Origin of the sequence: Corynebacterium maris DSM 45190, from assembly GCF_000442645.1 — a bacterium.
Lineage (GTDB): Bacteria > Actinomycetota > Actinomycetes > Mycobacteriales > Mycobacteriaceae > Corynebacterium > Corynebacterium maris.
Map to the genome: position 1 here is coordinate 2,054,524 of NC_021915.1, position 22,872 is coordinate 2,077,395.

15 protein-coding genes are annotated in these 22,872 nt (G+C 58.4%); 6 read left to right on the plus strand and 9 right to left on the minus strand.

What is annotated here, in order from left to right; all coding sequences use genetic code 11:
* Positions 1 to 161: 161 nt before the first annotated feature.
* The 4 genes from B841_RS13900 to B841_RS13905 are packed head-to-tail and all read right to left on the minus strand — an operon-like array spanning position 162 to position 1,453.
* Positions 162 to 305: a hypothetical protein gene (locus tag B841_RS13900; protein ID WP_156844769.1), complete on the minus strand. Its 144-nt coding sequence runs from the start codon at positions 303 to 305 to the stop codon at positions 162 to 164.
* Positions 306 to 319: 14 nt separating this feature from the next.
* Positions 320 to 895, minus strand: coding sequence for a transposase (locus B841_RS09635; protein WP_404825479.1), 576 nt, complete (start codon positions 893 to 895; stop codon positions 320 to 322).
* On the minus strand, positions 778 to 1,194 hold the full coding sequence (locus B841_RS14245) for a transposase (RefSeq protein ID WP_404825442.1): 417 nt from the start codon (positions 1,192 to 1,194) through the stop codon (positions 778 to 780). Before B841_RS14245 ends, B841_RS09635 begins: the two co-directional genes overlap by 118 nt.
* The gene (locus tag B841_RS13905) at positions 1,121 to 1,453 is read right to left on the minus strand and encodes a hypothetical protein (protein WP_156844771.1); all 333 of its coding nucleotides are present in this window, start codon (positions 1,451 to 1,453) and stop codon (positions 1,121 to 1,123) included. The genes B841_RS14245 and B841_RS13905 overlap by 74 nt, the downstream gene beginning before the upstream one ends.
* Positions 1,454 to 1,767: 314 nt before the next feature.
* Here B841_RS13905 and B841_RS13660 point away from each other — a divergent pair, with 314 nt between their 5' ends.
* The 4 genes from B841_RS13660 (at position 1,768) to B841_RS13665 (ending at position 8,971) form a co-directional block, all read left to right on the plus strand.
* Positions 1,768 to 5,487: a glycosyltransferase family protein gene (locus tag B841_RS13660; RefSeq protein ID WP_084482027.1), complete on the plus strand. Its 3,720-nt coding sequence runs from the start codon at positions 1,768 to 1,770 to the stop codon at positions 5,485 to 5,487.
* 324 nt (positions 5,488 to 5,811) lie between these two features.
* A complete protein-coding gene (gene wecC, locus B841_RS09655) occupies positions 5,812 to 7,065 on the plus strand; it encodes a UDP-N-acetyl-D-mannosamine dehydrogenase (protein ID WP_020935313.1) in 1,254 nt (417 codons plus the stop codon).
* A 147-nt stretch (positions 7,066 to 7,212) separates the two neighbouring features.
* On the plus strand, positions 7,213 to 8,130 hold the full coding sequence (locus B841_RS09660) for an ABC transporter permease (protein WP_052337752.1): 918 nt from the start codon (positions 7,213 to 7,215) through the stop codon (positions 8,128 to 8,130).
* A 7-nt stretch (positions 8,131 to 8,137) separates the two neighbouring features.
* Complete coding sequence (locus B841_RS13665; RefSeq protein ID WP_169466608.1) at positions 8,138 to 8,971, plus strand: ABC transporter ATP-binding protein; 834 nt, start codon at positions 8,138 to 8,140, stop codon at positions 8,969 to 8,971.
* A gap of 3 nt (positions 8,972 to 8,974) precedes the next feature.
* On the opposite strand, the gene B841_RS09665 is transcribed toward B841_RS13665, so the two are convergent.
* The 4 genes from B841_RS09665 to B841_RS09680 all read right to left on the minus strand — a co-directional run bounded on the left by B841_RS09665 (position 8,975) and on the right by B841_RS09680 (position 18,989).
* Positions 8,975 to 11,632, minus strand: a complete 2,658-nt coding sequence (locus tag B841_RS09665; protein ID WP_020935315.1) for a heparinase II/III domain-containing protein — start codon at positions 11,630 to 11,632, stop codon at positions 8,975 to 8,977.
* Between the two features lie 75 nt (positions 11,633 to 11,707).
* Complete coding sequence (locus B841_RS09670; RefSeq protein WP_245561042.1) at positions 11,708 to 16,054, minus strand: glycosyltransferase; 4,347 nt, start codon at positions 16,052 to 16,054, stop codon at positions 11,708 to 11,710.
* 86 nt (positions 16,055 to 16,140) lie between these two features.
* Positions 16,141 to 17,694, minus strand: coding sequence for a glycosyltransferase (locus B841_RS09675; RefSeq protein WP_020935317.1), 1,554 nt, complete (start codon positions 17,692 to 17,694; stop codon positions 16,141 to 16,143).
* Positions 17,691 to 18,989, minus strand: a complete 1,299-nt coding sequence (locus tag B841_RS09680) for a glycosyltransferase family 4 protein (RefSeq protein ID WP_020935318.1) — start codon at positions 18,987 to 18,989, stop codon at positions 17,691 to 17,693. The genes B841_RS09675 and B841_RS09680 overlap by 4 nt, the downstream gene beginning before the upstream one ends.
* Before the next feature lie 448 nt (positions 18,990 to 19,437).
* On the opposite strand from B841_RS09680, the gene nrdF reads away from it, so the two are divergent.
* On the plus strand, positions 19,438 to 20,421 hold the full coding sequence (gene nrdF / locus B841_RS09685; protein ID WP_020935319.1) for a class 1b ribonucleoside-diphosphate reductase subunit beta: 984 nt from the start codon (positions 19,438 to 19,440) through the stop codon (positions 20,419 to 20,421).
* Positions 20,422 to 20,510: 89 nt separating this feature from the next.
* Here the strand turns inward: nrdF and B841_RS13435 are convergent, their stop codons facing one another.
* Positions 20,511 to 21,590, minus strand: a complete 1,080-nt coding sequence (locus B841_RS13435) for a helix-turn-helix domain-containing protein (RefSeq protein ID WP_020935320.1) — start codon at positions 21,588 to 21,590, stop codon at positions 20,511 to 20,513.
* Between the two features lie 313 nt (positions 21,591 to 21,903).
* On the opposite strand from B841_RS13435, the gene B841_RS09695 reads away from it, so the two are divergent.
* Complete coding sequence (locus B841_RS09695; protein WP_020935321.1) at positions 21,904 to 22,869, plus strand: alpha/beta hydrolase; 966 nt, start codon at positions 21,904 to 21,906, stop codon at positions 22,867 to 22,869.
* Positions 22,870 to 22,872: the final 3 nt, after the last annotated feature.

Consider the following 22,872-nt stretch of genomic DNA (forward strand, 5'->3'; position numbering starts at 1 on the left):
TCCCGGGTGCTCGGGAAGGCGTTGATGTGCGACAGCCTTTCTCATGGTGGGGCGGACAAGGGCGGCAGAAACAGGAAACGGTGCGACCAGCTCAGGGGCCGGTGTCAGGCGGGTGCCCGGTGATGCTGTTGGTGGCCCAGCACCGCGCGCAGCAACGACTGTCAGGGCGCGGCCCGATCCACCCGCAGAATCAGCCGGCGGGCATGCCGGATGACGACGGCGGCGATGCTGATGATCCGGGCCCGAATCGTTTTCGGTTCCCACCCCCACCACCGGTGCTCATGGCTGGCGGTGCTGTCGAGCATTCCGGTGTGGACAATCAGGTGTGCGCCAGCATCACCGACAAGATCCACGCCTGGTTCATTCCGGCCCCATAATGCGGAAGCTTCGCCAGCCCCAGGTCCTTGAGATTCTTAATCCGTTGCTCACAGCGCCCGCGTCTGCTGTAGGCGCGGTCCAGGCGCTGCGGCTGGCCACACAGGTTGGTCACAAACAACCGCACGCGGCGACCGTCGACGTCGGTGATCGCCAGTTGCGCACCGGATGCGGGGTGTTTGGCCTTTATGACCACCCGAATCCCGGCCGGATAGTTATCCAGGGTGATGCCGATTGTTGGTGGGCGCTGCGGCGCCCAAGAGCGAACCCGGTCGGTGATATCGGCGATGAACCCGGTGGCCAGTGTCGCGGGTCGGCCGTCCGGGCGCAGGATATGCGACTTCGCCTCGTGGCCTGTGATGGAGACGATAATCCCAATCGCATCGCTGTCGCGAAACCCCATCAGATAACCGTGCTCGAGTGAGTCGATGTGCTCGATGAGCTTCTGTGTCCCGCCGCGGGCATCCGAGCGAAGCAGCAGGCGTTTGCCCCAGGGTTTGCCGTCCGCGTGATCCGACAGGACGGCCAGGCTGCGTCGAGGACGTCGAGGTGGTCAGCCACCCTGTTGGCCCCGGCTTTCCCGGTGCGCAGCTGGATGGCGAGTACTTCGCCGCCGTGGTCATCACCGAGGTCGATGAATGCACAGAGGGGGTGGAATCCGAAGTGCTTTTTCCACGTCGTTGAGGCCCGTTCCTTGTCCGAATGCGCGGTGATGTCGGTGGCATCCAGGTCGATGAACAGGGGATTATCGACAGTGGCCCGTACAGCCGGGTTGCGCGGCCCGAGCGTGTTCCATGCCCGGGTGCGCAGGGTGTTCATCGCCGCCGCCAGCGGGGTGCGCACGTGATCGCCGAGTGGGGCCAGTTCGTGGTGGCGGCGGTGGATCGTGGAATCTGACGCCCGCCTGGGTGATCAGCCCGGTGGACACCAGCGGGTCGAGCAGGTCGATGTCGCTGACGTCATCAACGCCGAGGATCAACGCCAGCGCCAACGAAGTCACCGTGAAGCCGACGGTGTGCGTCAGGTTCGGGTTCTGCTGGTCGGTCAACGCGTCGTCGATGGTGTCGGCGACAGCCAAGTTTGTGGCGGTGTGCGCGAAGGCCAATAATCCGGCGTTGGAGCAGATCTGGCGCGGGGATGGAGCCCCGATATCAATGGTGGTAGCTTCACCCTGAAGGTGACCTTTCTGACTGATGATTTGTAGCGTGGTAACTCCAAATTTACCTGGTCAGGGGGTCACTTCTCTTCTTTGTGGGCCCGTGTCCGCTGATCGCCGTGAAAAACCCGGGCTAAAACATTTCGCTTTGTTAGCAGCGCTTGCTAAATGTGGGTCAATAAGCAGTCCCTGAGGGACACGACTAGTATCAATGGAACGTAAAGGAGGACTGACCCATGTCAGAAGAGCAGATTTCTGTAATTCCTACTAACATCGAGAGCAATCGTCTCCATATCAAGCGAGCTTGGGTCCGACGAAACAACAAAGACTCTTCCGCCCCCTCAATTGCCTGCGTCCTCGACAACCTTTCCATGTCCTCGTACGCTCCTGAAGCGAATTTTCATCCCTTAACGATGGAAAATTGGAAGGCTGAATTAGAGGAAGCTCAGCCTGATCTACTCTTCGTGGAATCAGCGTGGCGCGGTCATAATAATTCGTGGTGGAATGCTGTCCAACGATGTGGGCCAGAGCTCCACGCTATAGTGGACTGGTGTAAGAGGCGCGATATTCCGGCCGTGTTCTGGAATAAGGAAGATCCGGTGCATTTCTCCACATTCTTAGATACTGCTAGCGTTTTTGATGTCGTTTTCACTACCGACGTCGATTGTGTTCCCCGATACCGGGCTGCTCTTGGACATGACAAGGTCTTTTTCCTTCCTTTTGCAGCACAACCTCTTTACCATAATCCTCTGGAAGAATTTACGCGGTTCAAAGGCTGCTCATTCGCAGGCGCCTACTACCAAAAATACGCAGACCGAAATCGCGATTTTGCTGAGCTAGTACCTGTTTTACGTGAATACGGAAAATTCGATATTTACGACCGTAACTTCGGCACCACCAACGAAGCGCAATGGTTTCCCGAAGAATTTAGAGGAAACGTGGTGGGGCACCTACTACCCGAAGATATCGGTGTCGCATACAAGGGTTACACCTACAGCCTCAACCTCAACTCTGTTAAGCAAAGCCAATCGATGTTCGCGCGCCGAGTATTTGAGCTCTTAGCTTCAAATACCGGTGTTATCAGTAATTATTCCAGAGGGCTGAACCTCCTTTTCGGGGATCTCACCGTAGCGACAGATGGGGCACAGAGATTACGAGAACGGTTGACTGAAATTGAGCAGACTCCTAATGGGACAGACCGGCTTCGTCAATTAGGTGTACGAAAAGTTTTTCGTGAGCACACGTATCGGCATCGACTCAAAGAAATTTTACATCGAGCCGGTGTCACTTCCCCGCGAGCAGACGACGATGCTGTCCTCCTCATCGGCTTTGTCGATGAACTGGCACAAGCGCTTAACGTAACAGAATCGGTGCACAAACAAACCCACGACAACATCGATCTTTTACTCATTAGTCGAGCTTCAGAAGTACTTTCATCCGCCTCCCAGTGGAGCTACGTTGCTAGTGATGTCGAAGAAGCTAAAACAATGATGCGAAATCGGTCGTTTCAGTATATTGGCTTCATTGATCCGCACTCTTGGTATGGGCCAGAGTATGTGCGAGACATGTTGGACGTATTCACTTGGGCAAAGGTTTCTAGGGTGGGCCATGCTGAGCGCTATCGGTGGTCGGGCGAGGAGATGGTACGCGAGAATCAAGGGACTTCGTGGACGATTCAACCCCAGGTGCCCTTCAAATTCTCTTTGATGGCCGCAGATGCAGACGAGTTTCTAGCTAAACATCAACTTGACCCGGCCCTCAAGACGCACGCGCTCTCTGTGTCTACGCTCGAGCTCTGTGAAGGTGGATGTTCAGCGCCGGATTCTGCACTGGAACATGTTACGACCCCCGTCATCGATCAAGGCGCTTCGCTGACTGACTTTCAGCTCTATGCCCGTAATCTGGATCCCTCTAAGGAAGTCTTTCCAGCCCCTCCCCATAACCTGTTGCAACCAGCTACGATCCTTGGTGATCATGGTGAGGGCAGTGAGGTTATGTACCAGGCCAATGCCCTCGGGGAACTCGAAATCGAGTCCACCCTGCCCGAGGACAAACACGAATACGTCTACAACGACCAACTACTCACGCCCTTCATGCTTCCCGAGTCCCAGGGCGATGAAGTCTATCTCGGATTCACCCCGGGACTCGATGTCATGCTCGCGCTGCTCTACTTCGATGAAAATAACCAACGCGTCGGCCACACAATCCTGTTTACCGGGCGTAACAATGCTCTCGTCTGGCCGAAAAACACGGTAAAGGTACGTGCCGGTCTCCGCGTCCGCGGCCCAGGAACCACAACACTGCGGTTCTACTCGAAACCACCGGTCGAGAGTTCCGTGCCGGTTATCAACATGCTTGGTGATCATGGTGAGGGCAGTGAGGTTATGTACCAGGCCAATGCCCTCGGGGAACTCGAAATCGAGTCCACCCTGCCCGAGGACAAACACGAATACGTCTACAACGACCAACTACTCACGCCCTTCATGCTTCCCGAGTCCCAGGGCGATGAAGTCTATCTCGGATTCACCCCGGGACTCGATGTCATGCTCGCGCTGCTCTACTTCGATGAAAATAACCAACGCGTCGGCCACACAACTCTGTTTACCGGGCGTAATAACCCCCTCGTCTGGCCGGAAAACACGGTAAAGGTACGTGCTGGACTCCGCGTCCGCGGCCCAGGAACCACAACACTGAAGCTGTATTCTCGATCCCGAAGGAATTCGGTGGCGCATCCTCCCGTCTTAACTAACCGTTCTCTGCTAGTTACCAACAACTATCCTTCGTATGATTCGCTGTACAAAAATGCATTCATTGCGAGCCGGCTGCGACGCTACCAAAGTGAGAATTTTGTGAGCGAAGTTTTCTGCTTGGACGATAATTCGTTCGAGCTTTCATATCGTGAGTACGAGGGAACTGAGGTCCTGACGGGAAATAAGGAGGTCTTGACGCGAGTCGCTACGAGCGGCCAGTTAGATCGCGTCCTCATCCATTTCCTGAACGAAGAGGTTTGGGGAGCTTTCAAGGATGCGCCAATCTCAGAGGGGGTGACGGTTTGGATCCACGGGTTTGAAGCCCAACCTTGGTGGCGCCGAAAGATCGTATTCGACACTCCGCAGAAGCGTGAGCGCGCAATCGCAGAATCAAAAAGACGAATGTCATTCTGGCGGGAAGTTCTAGAAAACATCCCTTTGAAGTGGCATTTCGTGTTTGTCTCAGATTGGCTTGCTCAAACCTTCTTTGAAGACGTAGGAATCTCATTACCTCGAGAACAGTACTCTGTAATTCACAACATCGTGGATACAAATCGCTTTTCTTTCAACGAGAAGCCTGTGGAACAGCGGTTCCGGGTTCTTTCAATCCGCCCATATGCGTCGAAAATATATGCCAACGACCTCAGCGTTGCTGCAGTTCTTGAACTTCAGCGCACATCTCCAAATTTTGATGCGTTTGATTTCCACTTCTACGGAGATGGTCCCTTATTCGAGGAAACTATGGAGCCGTTGCGTGATATTCCCAACGTAGAAATTCATCAACGTTTTCTCACCCAAGCTGAAATTTCCGAAGTTCATAAAGATTTTGGTGTTTTCCTCGTGCCCAGCAGGATGGATACTCAGGGTGTTTCACGAGGAGAGGCCATGGCGTCTGGTCTCGTCCCCATCACCACCAACGTCGCCGCTATACCTGAATTTGTCGATGCCGAATCGGGGATTGTGGTTCCTGCCGAGGACCCAGTTGCTCTGGCGGAAGCGATGCAGAATGTCGCTGATGATCCAGATTTATTTGCAACGTTGTCCCGTGGGGCGGCCAGCAGAGTGCATAACCAGCTTACATTCGAGCAGACGATACACAAAGAACTAGAACTCATTCAGCGAAGCACAACCCCCGGGTCAATTCACTCACGCATGGATGATGAGACACCTATGTACTATAGGTTATTGCGCGAACTTAACCGCTGAGCGCACGTATTCGTGCGCTCCTCGACGAGCTATGCCACCCCTCCTCTGTCCCAATCGCTTCAAATCATTGAGACCACGCGGGGTGGATTCGTGCAAATTAAACTAACTAAAAACGTCGATTCGGATTAAGATATTGACCCAGACCTGATTTTCTCCAGCCTGCCCTTCTTCCCTCCATAGGGGCTGGTGCGGCAGGAAAGGTCTCAATTATCATTTCGCCTGAGCGTGGCCCCCAAAAGTTGATAGGGTGCGATGAAACATTGCCATCATTGTTGAGAAGCGCTGAGAACGTGCATACATTCTAGAGAAGGGTTCTCCCTACCAATGTCAGATTATCAAATCGCCTTCGTCGGACTCGGTTACATTGGTCTTCCGACCGCAGTTGTCATGGCGAACAGCGGTCTCAGTGTCAGTGGCGTCGATGTCGTGGCTGAGAAGGTCGAAAAAATAAATCGCGGTGAAGTCACCATCGTCGAGCCTGGGCTCGAAGAGCAGTTGAAGAAGGCTTTGCATTCTGGACGCTTTCGGGCGTCTACCGACACCCCCCGTGCCGATGTGTACATTATCGCCGTCCCCACTCCGTTCACTGAGATGCGTGACGTGGATATGAAGTACATTTACTCGGCCGTTGAGGCGATTGCTCCCCAGCTGCAAGGCGATGAACTTATCGTTCTCGAATCAACGTCTCCCCCACTCACTACAGACAAGATGGCACAACGCGTTCTCGAGCTGCGCCCCGATCTTGCGGCGGACGAGGAAGAGAATCCAGAGAACAAACCGATTATTTATTTTGCGCATTGCCCCGAGCGAATCCTCCCGGGCAACGCCATGGAGGAGCTTCTTACCAATGACCGCATCATTGGCGGGATGAGTGAAGAAGCTACTCGACGAGCGACCAAAATCTACGCTTCCTTCTGTACTGGGGAGCTGCTCGGCACCAATGCGCGAACCGCCGAGCTAGCGAAGCTTACTGAGAATTCGTTCCGAGACGTCAATATTGCTTTCGCCAATGAGCTTTCGCTGATCTGCGATAAAATCGGCATCGATGTCTGGGAACTCATTGATCTCGCTAACCACCATCCTCGGGTAAATATCCTGCAGCCAGGGCCAGGCGTGGGGGGCCATTGCATCGCAGTCGATCCTTGGTTTATCGTCTCCGCGGCCCCGGCAGAAGCCCGTTTGATTCGTACCGCACGGGAAGTAAACGACAGAAAACCTGAGTGGGTTGTCGACAGAGTCGCCGACGCAGTCAAGCGCTCGGGCGCTGGCCAGATTGCGGCGCTCGGATTGGCGTTCAAGGCCAACATCGATGATTTGCGTGAGTCCCCTTCGCTCGAGATCGCTGAAGCAATCGCCGAGAGGTTCCCTGACGTCTCGGTGCTCGCCGTTGAGCCTAATGCTGCGGAGCTCCCCGCTTCCCTAGCGCATTTCGAGAACGTGAGTTTGGCTGAATGTACCCAAGCGCTCGATGAGGCCGACGTGGTGGTGCTTCTCGTCGATCACGATGAGTTTAAGCTCATCCCCGCGACAGCACTTAAGGGCAAAGAGATCATTGATACCAAGGGATTGTGGCGTTAGTCAACCGATGCCTCGTGACCGTCGAGATAGATCATCGCCCGCATATTTTATGCTATCTGCAACCGCTTAATTGACTGGGGCTCAGCAGATTTATGCAAAGCCCAGTTATAATTCTGCCGGCGCAAAACTCGAAGAAAGGTGTATTGGATGGCACAAAGCACGGGCTCCTCATCTCCTTCGAAGGATGCCACAAGTGGGCAGCATGCGACGGAAAGCAAATTAATTCTCGTCGATGATGAAAGCCTCCAGAGCCTTCAAGCTCGACCATCTCTCCCCACTTACTTCCGTCAGTTGTGGGTGCGCCGTCATTTTATCTGGACTCAGGCACGTTCCAGTGCTCTTGGCACGGGGCGGGGCATGTTCCTTGGTCAGCTCTGGATACTTCTGAATCCCGTCCTGCAGGTAGCGCTTTTCGCCTTCGTCTTCGGCGTGATTCTGAACGTTTCGCGGGGCATCGACAATTTTATTGGTTTTCTTATCCTCGGCGTGATTTTCTTCGGATTCGTGTCTGGAGGTCTCTCCGCTGGTTCAGGCCTGATCCAGAGCTCACGAAACCTTATTAACTCGTTCCAGTTTCCCAAGGCATCTTTAGCTATTAGCTCCACTGTTAAGCAGGCGATCGATAATGTCGCGCCTGCTGTTTTGGCTGTTGTTGCCTGTGTCTTGTTTCAGCTGGATCAACCCTTGCACTGGACAATTGTTTTCGTCATTCCGGTCTATCTTCTTATCCATATTTTTTGTTTGGGAGCGGCGCTGATAGGTGCACGGGTCACGGCCTTTGTCCCGGACACTAAAGCGTTAATCAGAGTGCTGACGCGTGTTCTTTTCTTCTTGTCGGGTATTTTCTATTCTGTAGAAAGGTTTGCCACCCAGCCCGTCATTCAAGAAATAATGCTGGCTAACCCGATCTATCAGTTTCTTCGAGCCGTGCGCAATAGTGTAATGCTCGGTACCGTTCCGACCTGGCAGGAGTGGCTCTACCTGTCAACCTGGTCCTTCGGTTTATTGATTTTCGGTCTCATCTTCTTCTGGCGAGCGGAGGCGCGCTACTCAAGTGTTAAATAACCCCACAGTGGTCGCCCGCAGCCTCGGAAAAACCTTTTCACTAACTCCGGAAGGCGAGGAAGTAGGTTTCACTCCCCGCAGAAAACGGATAGTTGTGGAAGCTCTGAAACCTGTATCATTTGCCGTCAGCGCAGGTGAGTCTATCGGTATCATCGGTCAAAATGGATCAGGAAAATCCACTCTCTTGTCTTTGATAGCCGGCAGCGAAAGCCAGAGTACGGGCTCAATCCTCGTCAGCTCCCAGCCGACGCTATTGAGTGTTTCGGCTGCCCTGCAACAGCACCTCACTGGTCTACAAAACGTTCGCCTTGGTTTATTGGCTAAAGGACTTTCCTTGTCAGAGGCGAAGAATATCGAACTCGAGGTCGCTCAGTGGGCTGACATCGGTGACGCGATCCATCGCCCCATGAAGACCTACTCATCAGGTATGGGGGCGCGTTTACGGTTTGCTATCGCAACTGCAGTCCCTCCAAAGGTCCTGCTTGTAGACGAAGCCTTGGCAACGGGTGATGCTGCTTTTAACGCTCGAGCAAGATCGCGTATGAACTCCTTCCTTGATAACGCCGCCACGGTATTTCTCGCTTCGCACAGCATCAACGAGGTTCGGAATCAATGTAAACGAGTCCTTTGGCTCCACGAGGGAGAACTCATCGCGGATGGGCCTACCGACCAAGTGACCAGATTCTATCGAAAATGGACCACGCTCTCTTCAGAAGGCGACCGAAAGACAGCGGCGCAAATGATCAGAAGAATGAAGCGGGACTTCGTTCCTAAGCAAATCATCCTCGACAGCGAGGCCGCCAAAATGCTTGATGATACGGGCCCCGCTGGCTCCTCTTGAAGCTCAGATATAAGCACTGCCGGACCGAAAACCACGACGCTGCTCTACTCCAGGAATTTCCGCGTAGATGCGGGCGCTATAGCGTCCTCGCTCCGTGATCTTCCACTGAGCCATTCCGTCGATAAGACGAGCCCTCTGCCCCACCTTCTCATTGCCAAAGTAAAGCTGCGCTACCGCGCCCCACCCTCCTGGCAGACTGACTCCTACGCCGAAGGTCCCGTTCTCAGGATCAATTGTCGCTGTATTGGGTAGCAAAAACTCTTGTCCTCGCTGCTCAGAACAAAGCGTGGAGACAAAGGTGCGGAAGGCCGACCCGAGCTCAGAATGCGGAGTTCCCGGAATTTTTAGGAGTTCAGTCGGGTAGCCTAGAGCGTCAGCCCAGTTAATCAACGGAGTAGCGTGGCGCTGGAGATGCCGATCGCGCTCCCCCACCACCACGGTAATGCGCGTTGATGATTGTCCACCGGCGAGCAGCCCCCCGACCACTTCATTCAACCAGCTGACGCCTGCCGGGCTGTTTTCACCGGCCATGTATTTGACCACATTGTCATGAGTCCCCTCAAGGAAGTCACCTAAGTGGTACTGGGGCGCGCCAGCATAAACGTGACGTATCCCTAATGTCACACCGTGAATGACAGCAGCGGTCCCGCCCTTCGACGAACCGATCGTGATTACTTCGCTAGTCGATAGTCCTAGATGTTGGATGACTTGTTGCAGAAGTGCTTGAACACTGCGAAACTCGGCGGGCTCTTGGTTATTGCAGAGATAATAACAACCTTGATCCCCAAAATCATCGAGAATGTAAAGTACCGCACCGGGGTAATTTTTCATCGAGTCTCGATAGTTGTAGGTGAAATCCCACTTCTCCGAAATCGCGCTGAACACCACCGCCACTTGGCGGCAGGATCCGTCTTTCATGTCCTTCGGCAGGTCGAGGAGGTAATTCACTGGTTTTTCGCCTTGGTATGTTTTCCATTCCGAGTACGGGGTGATCCCCCGGTCGCGGAGGCGAAAGTCACTGCTGCGCAGAGTCCAGAAGATCTCGAAGGAAGAGCCCTCCACATCCACTTCAAGCGCATCTGCCGGTATCGCGGTCCCCATACGTGGAAAGTGCCACCCTTGAAAGCGTGGATATTCTTGACCGTTGATTTGACGAACCCCGTTGACCGGAGCGCCGGACCATGAGAGCTCAGCAAGCTTGGTTCGAGTGTCTCGATGGAAAAGCTCTGCGACATTACCCCGTACCAACGCATCGATATCAGGGCCAAAATGCCAGATGAAAGTGTAGGCGCGTTTCCCCACAGAATCGACGCGGTCAGTGACGGTGACCTCGCGGCCTTTCGTTGCGCCATCCAACTGGAGCCGTCTACTCCAGGTGACGCCTTCGAAACGCCTCGTCATGCCGGTGACGTCCAGGCTGGTGTCGGTCGAAGCGTTGTCCTCCAATGTGGTCAGCTCCGCTTTATCATCCACCCGGGGGAGGCTCTGTCCATCGACAACCAGTGAATTATGCGCCCAACTGGAAAACGCATACTTGGTTAACGGATCCTGATATTCGTATCCATTGGGCCCAGCCTCGACGATAATGTCGTGCCCACCGGCCCGGTAGAACAAGCTCATTTCATCCGAGTGCTTGTGATAATTAGCGTTATAAGCGGCGGAGAAGAACAGGTAGTTGTCCGCCGAGTCTGTCCAACCGGAACGGTACACCGCGTAACCGGAGTCTTCAGCGACAAAGGTTTTCGCTGCGGGTAGGAGGCCGCGCTTGCCGCGGCTGACTACGCCGACGAAGTGTCCGTCGCCGAAAGAATTACGCGCGGTCGCTTCCCCGACCGGACGGGAGCTGGTATCGCTGACGGGCACGAACGAGCCCGAGGGGGAGAGTGCGAATGCGGCGTACATGTCCGCTTTCGTAGCGATTTCCCGCAGGTGGCTGAAACGTTCCATCTGCCCCACGACCTCACCATAGTCCAGGACTTGTTTCAGGTAGCGCGAGACCATGAGGTGATAACTGGGGCTGTTCTCCGTGTGAATGCCGTCGGCGGTAAAACACGTGCTGAAATAGGTCTCGAGGCGTGTGAACGCCACGTCCTCAAATTCGATACATTTTTCTTTTTCGAGAAAACCCAGCCCGGAGGCGACGAGCAGAGATATGTCTTGAAACATCCCGTGATTGTTAAGTCCGGCATAGAATTCTGACGTCGCCAATAGGTCGGCGTGCTGGCGTATTGCTTGCACCAGCTCCGCCGTCAGTTTCTCATCCACATCATCGGCGTACGTGTATAGGAACACCGCCCAATTCATGACACGCTGTGCAGTCGTTTCATCGTGGTAGGCCATTGAGTTCGTGGCCGTTGAACAGTCAAACCAGAGCCCGAGGCCCTGACGTACTGTGTCGACCAAACAACCCCGTTCTTCCGGGGTAAGTCGGTCACGACAGGACACCCAATTTCTCACGAAAAACCAAGCATGGGCCTTGCGTCCGTCGGCTCGGGACCACTCCGGATCCCATATTTCCGCCAAGGAGAAGTCACCGGCCAAGTCATGGGTGATCTCAAGGTAGTCACGGTTCAGGAAAGCCCGGGTCGCATCAAGTGCCTGATCAGCGTTGACGTACGGAAGAAATTCCCAGAGCTCCTCTGGAATCTCAGTGTTCTTCACGTCAACCAGTCCTTTCTCTCCGCGCGGAGAACGCGGTAGATACCTGCGACGTGCCGGTTTGTCGCTTTATACACCTTACGTCAGTTCGCGAACCAGCTGGTCCAGCACCGCGTCTTGCCCGAAGTTGTCCTCGATGAACTGCGGTGCCTTGTCTCGATGGGCCGGGTCGAGGATGAGATTCGCTAATTCTTCGAGGTCCGCCGCCAACCACGTGTCCGGGTAGATCAGATCTGCCCCGTCCCAAGCGAGGGAAGCAGGTGTTGCGCCAGAGGCCGCTCCGTCCGCAATGGTCAGGTGGAATGACTCAAAGTCACTGACCGAAATGACATGCCCAATTTCTCGATACCACTCGGCCATGTCATCCCCGAACCCGTCAAAAATCACGGCCCCTGGAAACTGCGCGTTGATGTCGTCGATTCGCTCGTACTGTAGCTTGTAATACTCCGACTCCTGGTCACGAGCCTTCATCCACGCGTACTCGCTGGGGCGCTTTCCTTTGATATGCAGTGTGAAGTTTTCGTCGGCTGCCAAGAGCTTCTCGAGGAGGTCGAGAGCCAAATCTAGCCGTTTACGTTGGGGCACGATACCGACGATGCCAATGTTGTGGTCGGCTCCGTTCAATTTTGGTCTCGCTAGTGCAGCGGTATCAACAAGGTTCGGCACCACGGTTGTCTTCTCTTCGGGAACACCGTGAGAGGTAACCGCCGCGGCCCGGATCAACTCACCGACGAAGACATAGGAGGAGACAGAGCCGTGGTCCATGCGTGTGAGGTACGGAAGGTTGATTTCCTGCAGGTGGACACGAACCACCAGGCGCTGTTCAGAACTAACGTGCCGTGAGTACCAGACTGCATTGCCCAGTCCCCACTCGCAGAAGATGACGTCGGCCTGAGCCAGGAGCTGCTTCGAATGCTCTTCATCATGCTGATTGTGCCCGTCCCACTTATCGATCAAGACGCGTGCCCCTTCACGTTCAAGACGACCCCTGAGATCCCCTGTGAACTTAAAGTCGTGGCCGACCATGAGAACCGTCTTTCCTTCCAAGGAAGACCCCACCCCTTCGTCCACCGCCTCGATTTCCGTCAAGGTACCCGGAGTCGGTGGCGCTATAAGCAACCGAACGCAGTTACCTCGGATGCGATCCGGATACTGGTTAAATTCCCCGGCTTGCATCAGGACACCGCCTGGACCAACAGCGTCGGTGCTTTCTGCTACCGGTCGTCCCGAGTCACTGCCGTCGGCTACTTCACACCCGATGGCGTCCCAGTCGCCGAACCGAGTGGCGAGAAAGAGGTCCTCAGTATGTGTGCGCGCAAGACGCTGATTCGGTTTGATAGTGAGGACCCACTCGCTCTCTGAAGCCAGCTCAGCGTCCTCGACCAAGTCGATTCCTGCCTTAGTAAGGAAGTCTTTCGCGTCATCGTCGAAGCTGGCGCAGTGCACCGCAAGCGGTCTCAGAGACTGAGCGGCGATTTCACAGGCCCGGTCGGCAGACAAAATGCCCTCTATGTGTGCCATCACTCGCGGTCGGCGGATGCCCCTAGCAGAGATGCCGACCGTCCGGCACAGGATCGCCAGGGCCGTATCTGAGGTATGGGACCGGTAGACCGTGCGCATCTGAAGCCATATTTCGCGCACACGTTCCTCGGGGTGTTGGGCCCAGTCGGACAGCCAAGCCCACGCAACCTTTGGGTCTGCGGTGGTGGCGATGGCGGAACCGAGTGTCTCTTCAATACCACGCCCTTCCGAAGAGAGCACCACCCCGCCGGAAGCTGCGATTTCGATAACCCGGCGCGAATACATTGTCGGCGATTCGGTCACGGAGTTGACGTTGATATTGGTTAGGTGGGACTTATAGGCGTCAATGACTTCGTCGTAGGGCAAAGAACCGCGTACGTATTGCTGGAATTCGTCTGGGAATCGGTAGAGCGAATCAGGATCGTGAGCCTGCCGATCATATAAGTCCAAGCCATAGGGCTCGGCTACTGTCAACAGGTCTAACAGCCTCTGCGAGCGCTCAGCGTAGCGCTCCCCATAGTATGTGCCGGCGTATGCCACAGAGGAGCTAAACTTCCGGCTTGTCCCCAGCGGATTGTGAATTTTAGGTTCGGCCCAGAACGGTAGCGCTGAAACGGTTAAGTTGTTGTGGCCCACGGTCGCCAGGTAGTCGGGGATTTTGGCGGCGTCAGTGGTGAAGACGTGGTCGAACCACGCGGCATTCGGGGCGAAGCGTTTGAAGTGAACCGGGTCTTCCTTGTTCCAGAAGACGGTGGGAATGCCGCAGTTGCGGCACTCTTCAACGAGGGCGCGCAAATCCGAGGATTCTTCGTCAGAGTAGTGCCCCACACCACGGTGCCAGTCGTCATCGTTGCCGTGCCAGGCAGACTCGACGAACAGCAGGTCGATCCTCTCGGCGGCGATCTGCTCGCGCCAAGTGCGACGCCCGACAGGAGTGGCGGTAAATTTTTGCGTGATGGTAGCAGTAGTGAATTCATCAGCGATGAGTCCCACGCGAACATCGCTGAGGTCGCGTCCTTCAGCTGCCACTGTGCGGTAATTTTCGTGGGCCGTCTCGTGGGCGTCAGCAATGATGGTGCCCAGGCGGCACCAGTTGCGTTCACGCACAGTCCACAGTCGCCCGGCACGGGCAATAGTCATGCGCAGGTCGCGGTTCTCAATTAAGCGCTGGAGAGCGTCTGCCAGAGACTCCGCATCGCCGGACCGGCAGACCAGTGCGCGTTCCTCGCTCTTTCCAGCCAGGACGAGGTTGGGGGCGACGTCGGAGACCACCGTCGCCGTAGCAGCGGCGAAGGATTCCAGAGGTTTGAGTGGAGAGACCAATTCCGTAACTGGCTGAGATAAGCGTGGGCAGGCGACGATGTCGAACGTGCTGTACAAGCGGGGCATGTCCTGGTTCGGCAACCGACCCAAGAAGTGCACATTCCGGATCTTCTCGTCGGCGACCTGCCAGCGCAGGTCTTTCTCTACTGGGCCCGAGCCCGCTAGAGCGATCTGGTGTTTGATTCCGCGCTGGTCTAGTAGTTTCGAAGCGGACAGCAGAACATTCAGTCCTTCGTAAGAAACGAAGCTGCCGGCGAAGCCGATGGCGGGTAGATCGGGATCGATTCCTTTGGCACGAGCAAAGTCGGCATCTTTAGGAAGCGGAAGAAAAGCTTCAGGGTCGACCGCGTTAGGTGCAAGAACAATGCGATCTCGGTCCACGCCGCGCTGCACAAGTTCGTCCGCGATCTGAGGCGTGATCGCCAAGACGAGATCAGCCTCTTGCGCGACTACGTTCTCTAAGCGCCTTTGTTCCTCGTAGCGCTCTGTATCTACAAAACCTTCTTTGCTCGATGCCTCGGTGACCTCCCACAGGCCGCGGACTTCGTACACGAAAGGGACACCGACGCGGCGAGCGGCGACGAGAGCGGCGAGCGCTGTGCGATGGTTCGACGCTGATTGGATCAGCTGCGGCCGGTTAAGACGTGCCTCCCGGACAAAAGCATCTGCTGCCTGGTGAAAATAGTGATCGAGGGGCTCGTGGTTGAGGTCGCCGCCCGGAGTGTGCACGTAGGTAACGCCGTTGAGCTCAGTGACGGTGCGGTGGGCCTGCGGGTACTCCCCGTCAATGGTGGAATCCCAGGGATAACCAGTGCGGGCAACGACGACAACATCGACGCTGGCAGACTTCATGCCCTCAGCCACGCCCTTCGTGCGGGTGGAATAGCCATTCGAGTTGTACACCGGCGAAGAGTGCACCGTGTACATGACGCGCCCAGGCTCGGCGAAGTAGGCACAGTCGGTCGAGCGTTCTGGGATCAGAAGCCCTTGATGGCGCAACCGCCAGGCGCCTTCGATCCGTTTGACCATCGTGGCGGAACTGCCGCTAAATTTGACCGTGAGCTCGCGGTTTTCGTCCAACAGCCCATAGGCGGCGTCGATCTCTCCACAGTCATCCCACAAATATCGCAGCGCGCTTTCGAGGTTCCCGGCGGACGGGGACCCCGCAAAAGCCTCGAGCACTTCCCGGCGCCGTACTCCTTGCGCACCCGACGTCGGGGTCGGTCTCCCGGCGGCGGTGCGGTCACGGACCCGGTGCAAAATCTGCGCCGCAGCGGGTTTCGTTTGGGTGAGGACGGTTCTTCCGAACTTTAGCGGGGCCAATGCCATGCGTCCGGCGCGCATTGTCTTCGACCGGCGCAGCTCTCCTATTTTACGTTTGAGCGCACGATTTTCGTCACTTAATTTATTCGATTGTCGCTGCGCTATGGTGAGCTTTTTCTTGAGCTCGGAACGTTCCGCCGCGAGCTTCTCCAGAACTGGGGATGCGTCCGTTGGCAGCGCAGCATCGGCATCTGCCAGCGAGGCCGCAGCGATCTGTCGTTCTGTGCGCGCCGCAACTCGGTGTTCGTCCGGATACATTCTGAGTCCTTTCGTGGCTCTGAGAGAGATAGGTTAATCGGTTCACCGTCTCGAGGCTGCTTTGGTGGCGAGCCTTCATTCTGGAATTATCGAGCGACTAACGAGTCGTACAGCATGCGGTACCGTTCCCCGTTCGCAGCCCAGGTACGTCCTGTCAGCCATTCCTCGTTCCCCTCCTGCTTACGCCCACTGGGGTCAAGGGAAGCCAGTGCCTCAGCAAGCGCTTCAGAATCATCCGGAGCGACATACCTCGCCAGCCCGCCGGTGACCTCACGCAACGCGGGCAGATCGGAGGCGACCACAGGAATTCCTAATGCTTGTGCCGTCAACGGTTTAAGCGGAGTGACGGTGCGAGTTACAGGTATGTCACGACGCGGGACAACGAATACGTTCAGCGCCGCGTACCACCGCCAGATGGACTTCTGCGGCTGGCGGCCGGTGAAGATCACCCGTTGTTCGAGGCCAAGTTGGTGAGCCAACGACTCTAGTCTCGGGCGGGCTGTGCCATCTCCGACAATGAGCGCCGACACTTTGTGGGGCAGGTGTTTTAGCGCCCTGATCAACACCTCCAGTCCCTCGTAATCGACGACAGACGTGACCGTTCCGACCAAGGTGACCTCCGGATCGAGGCCCAGCTCTCGACGTATCGCCGACCGGTCGAAATCCCGGCCGACAAGGTCTGACTCGACAGCGTTCGGAATGACGTGGATCTTGCCCGGTCTGACCCCGCGTTCGACCAGCTGATCGCGGGACACCTCACTGAGCGCAACGACGGCGTCGGCAGCCTGCATGTATCGGGCTTCTTGCGAGCGTGCGAGGTTATAAAACTCGCTTGCTTCAGCCTCGGTCTGTTTATCTACCGGCTGGCGCGACAGCCAGGTGTTCTCAAGTTCGCCGCGAACTTCGTACACCCACGGGATGTCTAGCTCGGCAGCCGCTCGGGCAACAATAACCGCGTTCTTGTAATCGGTTGTGGTGTGTAACACGGTGGCTCTGAAATGATGGGCCCTGCCGACCAGGTCGCGGACTGCAAGAGTGTCTCGTTTTCGCAGCCCCGCCGGATAACTCCAGGGGAGCATGCGGTGGTAGGCGATGTCGTCGACCACTTGTGTAGCCGATGTCGGGAACTTGCCCACCAGCACGGGGTACGCCAGGCGGGTGACCGCTTCTACCTGAATCCCGGCCTCCTGCTGGCAAGTCAGCACGTTGTGGGACCGAACGGTGTATCCGGATTGGGTGAATGGTTTGCTGTTGGTGAGCACGTGGAGGACGCGGTGCTCATCGGTGCTTCGACTGATGTGGGTGACGGTTGGCGGGCGGGTAGTGAGCTGTTCCAGACGCTCCAGCGTGCGCTTGGCCAGGTGAATATCGCTCCGGCTCGCTGCAGACCCCAGCTCGGCGACGTGTTGGATACCGGCGGTGAAGTGGCCAGTGTCGATGAGTTGTCTCGCCTTTGACGTCGGCGCAGCGGCAAGGCGTGTGAGCGGCTCGGTGGGCAGCAATGAGAGGACGGGGCCATTCGATTGTCGGATCCGCTCGGCGAGCTTGCCAGCAAAACCCCACGGGTCCTCGGTTGCAAGGTTCCAGGAGGCACTGGCCAGCAGCGACAGCATACGAAATAGGTGCGGCAGAAGGGTCATCGGTCGGCAGCTCGTTCTACGAGGCCAAGGAAACGCCCCGGCGCCACGGATTCTCGTTCGTACTCGACCCACTGCGGGCCGCCGCCACGGATACACAGGCGTTCGGGACAACCGGCGAGCTCAACCCATAGCTCCGCCAGCGCCTGCGGATCTTCCGGCTCTACTACGTCTCCGGCGCCGTGCGCCTGGATGAGTTCGGCCGCTTCGCCGGACACGACGCCGGATATGTGCATCCGCTGCGCCATCAGCTCGTAGGTCTTCGAGGGCACCGCCCGGCTGAGTGGCTCCCAGTCGGTCAAATGCACCAGCGCAGTGTCGGCCCAGTCGTAGAATTCGGCCATCTCCTCCGCCGGCTGACGTGGTTCGACCGTCGCGTCGATCCCCAACTCGCGGGCCTGGCTCGTCAGCTGCTCCCGGGCAACCCCCGCGCCGACGAGCCGGAGTTTTATCGTCACACCCCGCTCCTGGGCGATCTTGGCGGCTTCGAGGGCATTCGATAGATTCTGGGCGCGGCCAAGCGTTCCCGCGTACAGAACATTCAAGCCGTCGTGTCTCTTCCTTGCGAGATCGACGCTGCGGTCCGAGAGCGGTGGGAAGACGTTCCGGATGGTCACGATCTCCGGGCTACTCCCGTCGGTGTGGAGGATCTCCCGCTCGCACAACACGTCCGCCAGGTAGCTCGACGTCACCGAAATCCCCGCCGCGTGCTTGAGCGCGTCGTTCAAAACTCTCCTGGTGCCAAAAGTCACCACCTGCATTGGCCCGCGCTTGAGGGTTTTCTCTCGGAGGGAGGTCTTGCCGGTCCCCTTGTTCCACTGGTCGGACTGCTGCAGCAGATCGGGCCAGGCGTCGCGCAGGTCGATGAGATACGGGCGGCGCAGCACCGCGGCCACGATGCGTGTAGCGGCCGCGGTGGGCAGCGCCGGCACGGTGCCAATGATCAAGTCAGGCCGGTAATCCCTGAGCGCACCCTTCTTTCGGAGCATCGTCTGGATGGCGCCGAGCGCTACCGTCGCCTGGTTGACTGCCCGCTGCGTCAACGACGGTCCTGCAGGAAAAAAGCCGCTGCGGATGATCTTCTCCCCTGACGGCCCCTCGTCGACGTCAGCGATCGTCCGACCCTTGCGGGTCGCCCACCACTGCCTCAGCTCGATCTTGCGCTGGTAGTGCGGCGGTGGGGCGATGACGGTGACCTCGTGGCCGGCGTCGACAAGAATCTTGGACAGCCATGTCCAACGGCGCTGCGGGACCCCGTTCTCCGGGTGCCAGTACTGAGAAAGTACGAGGATCTTCACAGGTAGGTACCACTTTCACGGAGTCAGCATACGTCGTCCGAAGAGTATAGAAAAGCCAGGTTTTCCCAGTAAACGCTACCACGGGGCCGATGGCGCGGCCCGCTGTCGCACACGTGAGGCTGGATGAGAAGGCGGTCACGAACAAACAGTCTCACGCCGAAGGACCCTGCCGTGGGCCTTTCGGCTTCGCTACCGCTAGGATTTAACCACAGCCCAAACCTAGACGCGCCGGCCGATTTTCGGTCACGGTCACCGCTACCCCAGCAGGGTTAGCTTCATCACCATCGACCAGCTCGGGCAGGCATTTAGCCAGCTCACCGGCAGTGGCGGTGAACTTTATGCCCCACCACCGGACTGTATAGTTTATGGTCTGACGATACAGACGATCACCTGCCTGAGGACCGCACCGACCGGCCCGCCAGCGTCCCCCGCTCAACGAAAGGACACCGTGACCACCCCGCACATCTCCTCCCCCGCCCAGTACTCCAAGGGCGACATCGTCGAATCCATCAACTGGAACGAAATCCCCGACGACGTCGACCTGGAAATCTGGAACCGCCTGACCTCCAACTTCTGGCTGCCGGAGGCCGTCCCGGTCTCCAACGACATCCAGTCCTGGAACCGCCTGACCGAAGAGCAGCAGAACTCCACCATGAAGGTCTTCACCGGCCTGACCATGCTGGACACCCTGCAGGGCACCGTCGGCGCCGTCTCCTTGATCCCCCACGCGGAGACCATGCACGAAGAGGCCGTGTACACCAACATCAGCTTCATGGAGTCCGTGCACGCGAAGAGCTACTCCAATATCTTCATGACGCTGGCGCCCACCAAGATGATCGACCGCTCCTTCGCCTGGGCGCGGGAGAACGAGCAGATCCAGTACAAGGCCCGCCGCATCCTGGACTTCTACCAGGGCGACGACCCGTTGAAGAAGAAGATCGCCTCCGTCATGCTGGAGTCCTTCCTCTTCTACTCCGGCTTCTACCTGCCGCTGCGCTGGTCCAGCGAAGGCGAGCTGACCAACACCGCCGACATCATCCGCCTGATCATCCGCGACGAGGCCGTGCACGGCTACTACATCGGCTACAAGTTCCAGCGCCAGGCCGGCGACCGTCGCGAGGAGCTGCAGGACGAGGTCGTGGAGCTGCTGCTGGACCTGTACGAGAACGAGACGATCTACACCGCCGAGGTCTACGACCCGCTGGGCTGGACCGAGGACGTCAACGCCTTCCTGCGCTACAACGCCAACAAGGCCATGATGAACCTCGGCTACGAGGCGCTGTTCTCCACGGACCAGACCAAGTTCAGCCCCGGCGTCATGACCAGCCTGGATCCGTCCGCCAACGAGAACCACGACTTCTTCTCCGGCTCGGGCTCCTCGTACGTCATCGGCAAGGTCGAGGAGACCAGCGACGACGACTGGGACTTCTAGTCTGTTTTTAGCTCTTGTGTGAACTTGAACTCCGCTGAGCTGGGGTGCGCCCCGCCGGGTCTTCGGGCCCGGCGGGGCGCTGTCGTTTCTTAAGCCTCGGCTGACAACCGGTACAGAATGAGCCCGACCATCAGACGCGTGCGGCCGTAGGGCTCCGTCAGCGGGTACCCCAGCGCCGCTTCGGCGTCGCGGACGCGCTGGGCGACCGTGTTGTGATGCATGTGCACCAGCTGCGCCGCCTGCCTAATGGATTCGGTCGCGGCCACCGCCTCCAGCACCGTCAGCATATTCGGCAGGTCGCCGCCGGCCAGGGCGGCCAGCCCGCGAACGTCCGCCAACTCGCTGACGTCCGACTGCCCCGCCACATCCGCCAGCACCCGCAGGGCGCCGACGTTAGCGACGTCGACGATGACGGCGTCGAACAGCCGGTACGGGCCGCGGTTGCGCCGGCTGGGCATGGCGTAGCGCAGCGCGGTCAGCGCCGAGCGCCACGAGGTGTGCAGTTCGCTGGCGGGCACCTCCTCGCCCACCCCGACCGACATGCCCTCCGACACGTCGAGCTCCAGCCGGGGCCGGCCCGCCACGACCACGGCGAGCACCTCCCCGACATAGGCCATCACCACGGGCGACGGCGACATCGACGCCGCCAGCCGCTCCGCGCCGCCCTGGTTGTCGCCGACGCCGGAGACAGCCAGCACCGTGACGCGCGACTGGTCGTCCCACCCGATCTCGCGGCGGATGGCGCGGCGCTCCTCCCCGGTCGCGATCGCGCTCAACAGCCAGCGGAGCTTCTCCGCGAAACCGCGTTCCTCCTCGGGCATCGGTTCATGGTGCAGCAGCACCCGGGCCGCGTGCGTCAACCGCTGGTCCACCAGCCGTGCGGCCTGCTCCGCCAGCGGCGGATCAATCCGGATGTCCACGTCTAACCCCGTCCGCCTGCCCGGCCCCGCCCCGGGCGCGCCGGTGAGCAGCCGCCCGTCGGGAGCGCAGCGGATGACCCGGCCGAAGGCGTGGAGGCTGACCCCGCGCCGGAGCCGTCCCGCGACCTGGGAGACGAACTCCGCCAGCCCGACGCGGTCCTCGACCTGCCGGTCGATCACGGTGGACAGTGTGAAAAGGTCGTCGGCGAAATCTGCTTCGTCGGTGAACAGGCTGTGGAAGGCGTCCATGCAGGTGAAGTTTCGGGTCGGCGGTCACGGTGTGTGGGGTTGAGCATATCGGGGCTGCGGCGGCTTATTCGTCACTTTGCCCCCCGTCGGGTCCCCTCTATTCCGCGGCACCACCGGTGCGGGATGTCGTTTCTGGCGCAAAAATATTCCGGTTGCGCTGCAGGTTCGCCACCTGTCACAGCTACTAGTGGATCTCCCGCCACTTGCCCGATGCCCCCGCCCATGGCGGCGGGTTAGCGTGAGGGCACCCCAGAAAATATGACACGGAACACACTCAGGGGCCGGTCATTGAAATATCACAGGAGGGCCAGTCATGGCACTTGATCAGCATTCCCTCGACTTCCTCGCCGCCGCTGCCGCTGCGGCCGGACCCGACGCCACGCCGATGCACCAGCAATCCCCGGAAGAGGCGCGCCTGGGCGCGCTCGCCAGCATCGACGCCATCGGCCCCGGCCCGGAGGTCCACTCCGCGGAGGACATCCAGCTGCGCTCTTCCGATGACGCCGACGAGTTCACCATCCGCGTGCTCAAGCCCTCCGAGAATCCGGAAGGCGTATTCCTATACATCCACGGCGGTGGCTGGGTGGTCAGCGACATCGCCGCCTACGACGCCATCGGCCGCCAGCTGGCCGTCGACACCGGCCACACCGTGGTCCTGGTCAACTACCGCAAGGCCCCGGAAGCCCCCTTCCCGGCGCCGGTCGACGACTGCTGGACCGCGCTGAACTGGATCGATATCAACCGCGAGCAGCTGGCCGCGCCCGGCACCCCGCTGATCGTCGGCGGTGACAGCGCCGGCGGCAACCTCACCGCCGCCATGACCCTGCGCGCCCGCGACGCCGGCGGGCCGAAGATCGACCTCCAGGTCCTGATCTACCCGGTCACCGACGCCGACTTCACCCGCGAGAGCTACCTGGCGGAGGTCAACCAGACCCTGCTGACCACCGAGTCGATGCAGTGGTTCTGGGACCACTACGCGCCCCTGGACCAGCGCTCCCACCAGGAGGCGGCGCCGCTGCAGGCCGAGTCGCTGGCCGGCCTCCCCGAGGCCTACCTGGTGGTCGCCGAGCACGACGTGCTCCGCGACGAGGGCGAGGCCTACGGCCAGCGCCTCGCCGCCGAGGGCGTCCAGGTCGACAGCCACGTCTTCCCCGGCCAGATGCACGGCTTCATTTCCTTCTTCAACATCCTTCCGGCGGGCAACCAGCTCGTCGACATGATCAGCGCCAAGTTGCGCTCCCACAGCAATCAGCTGGCCGGCGCCAGCGAGGAGGTCTAATCC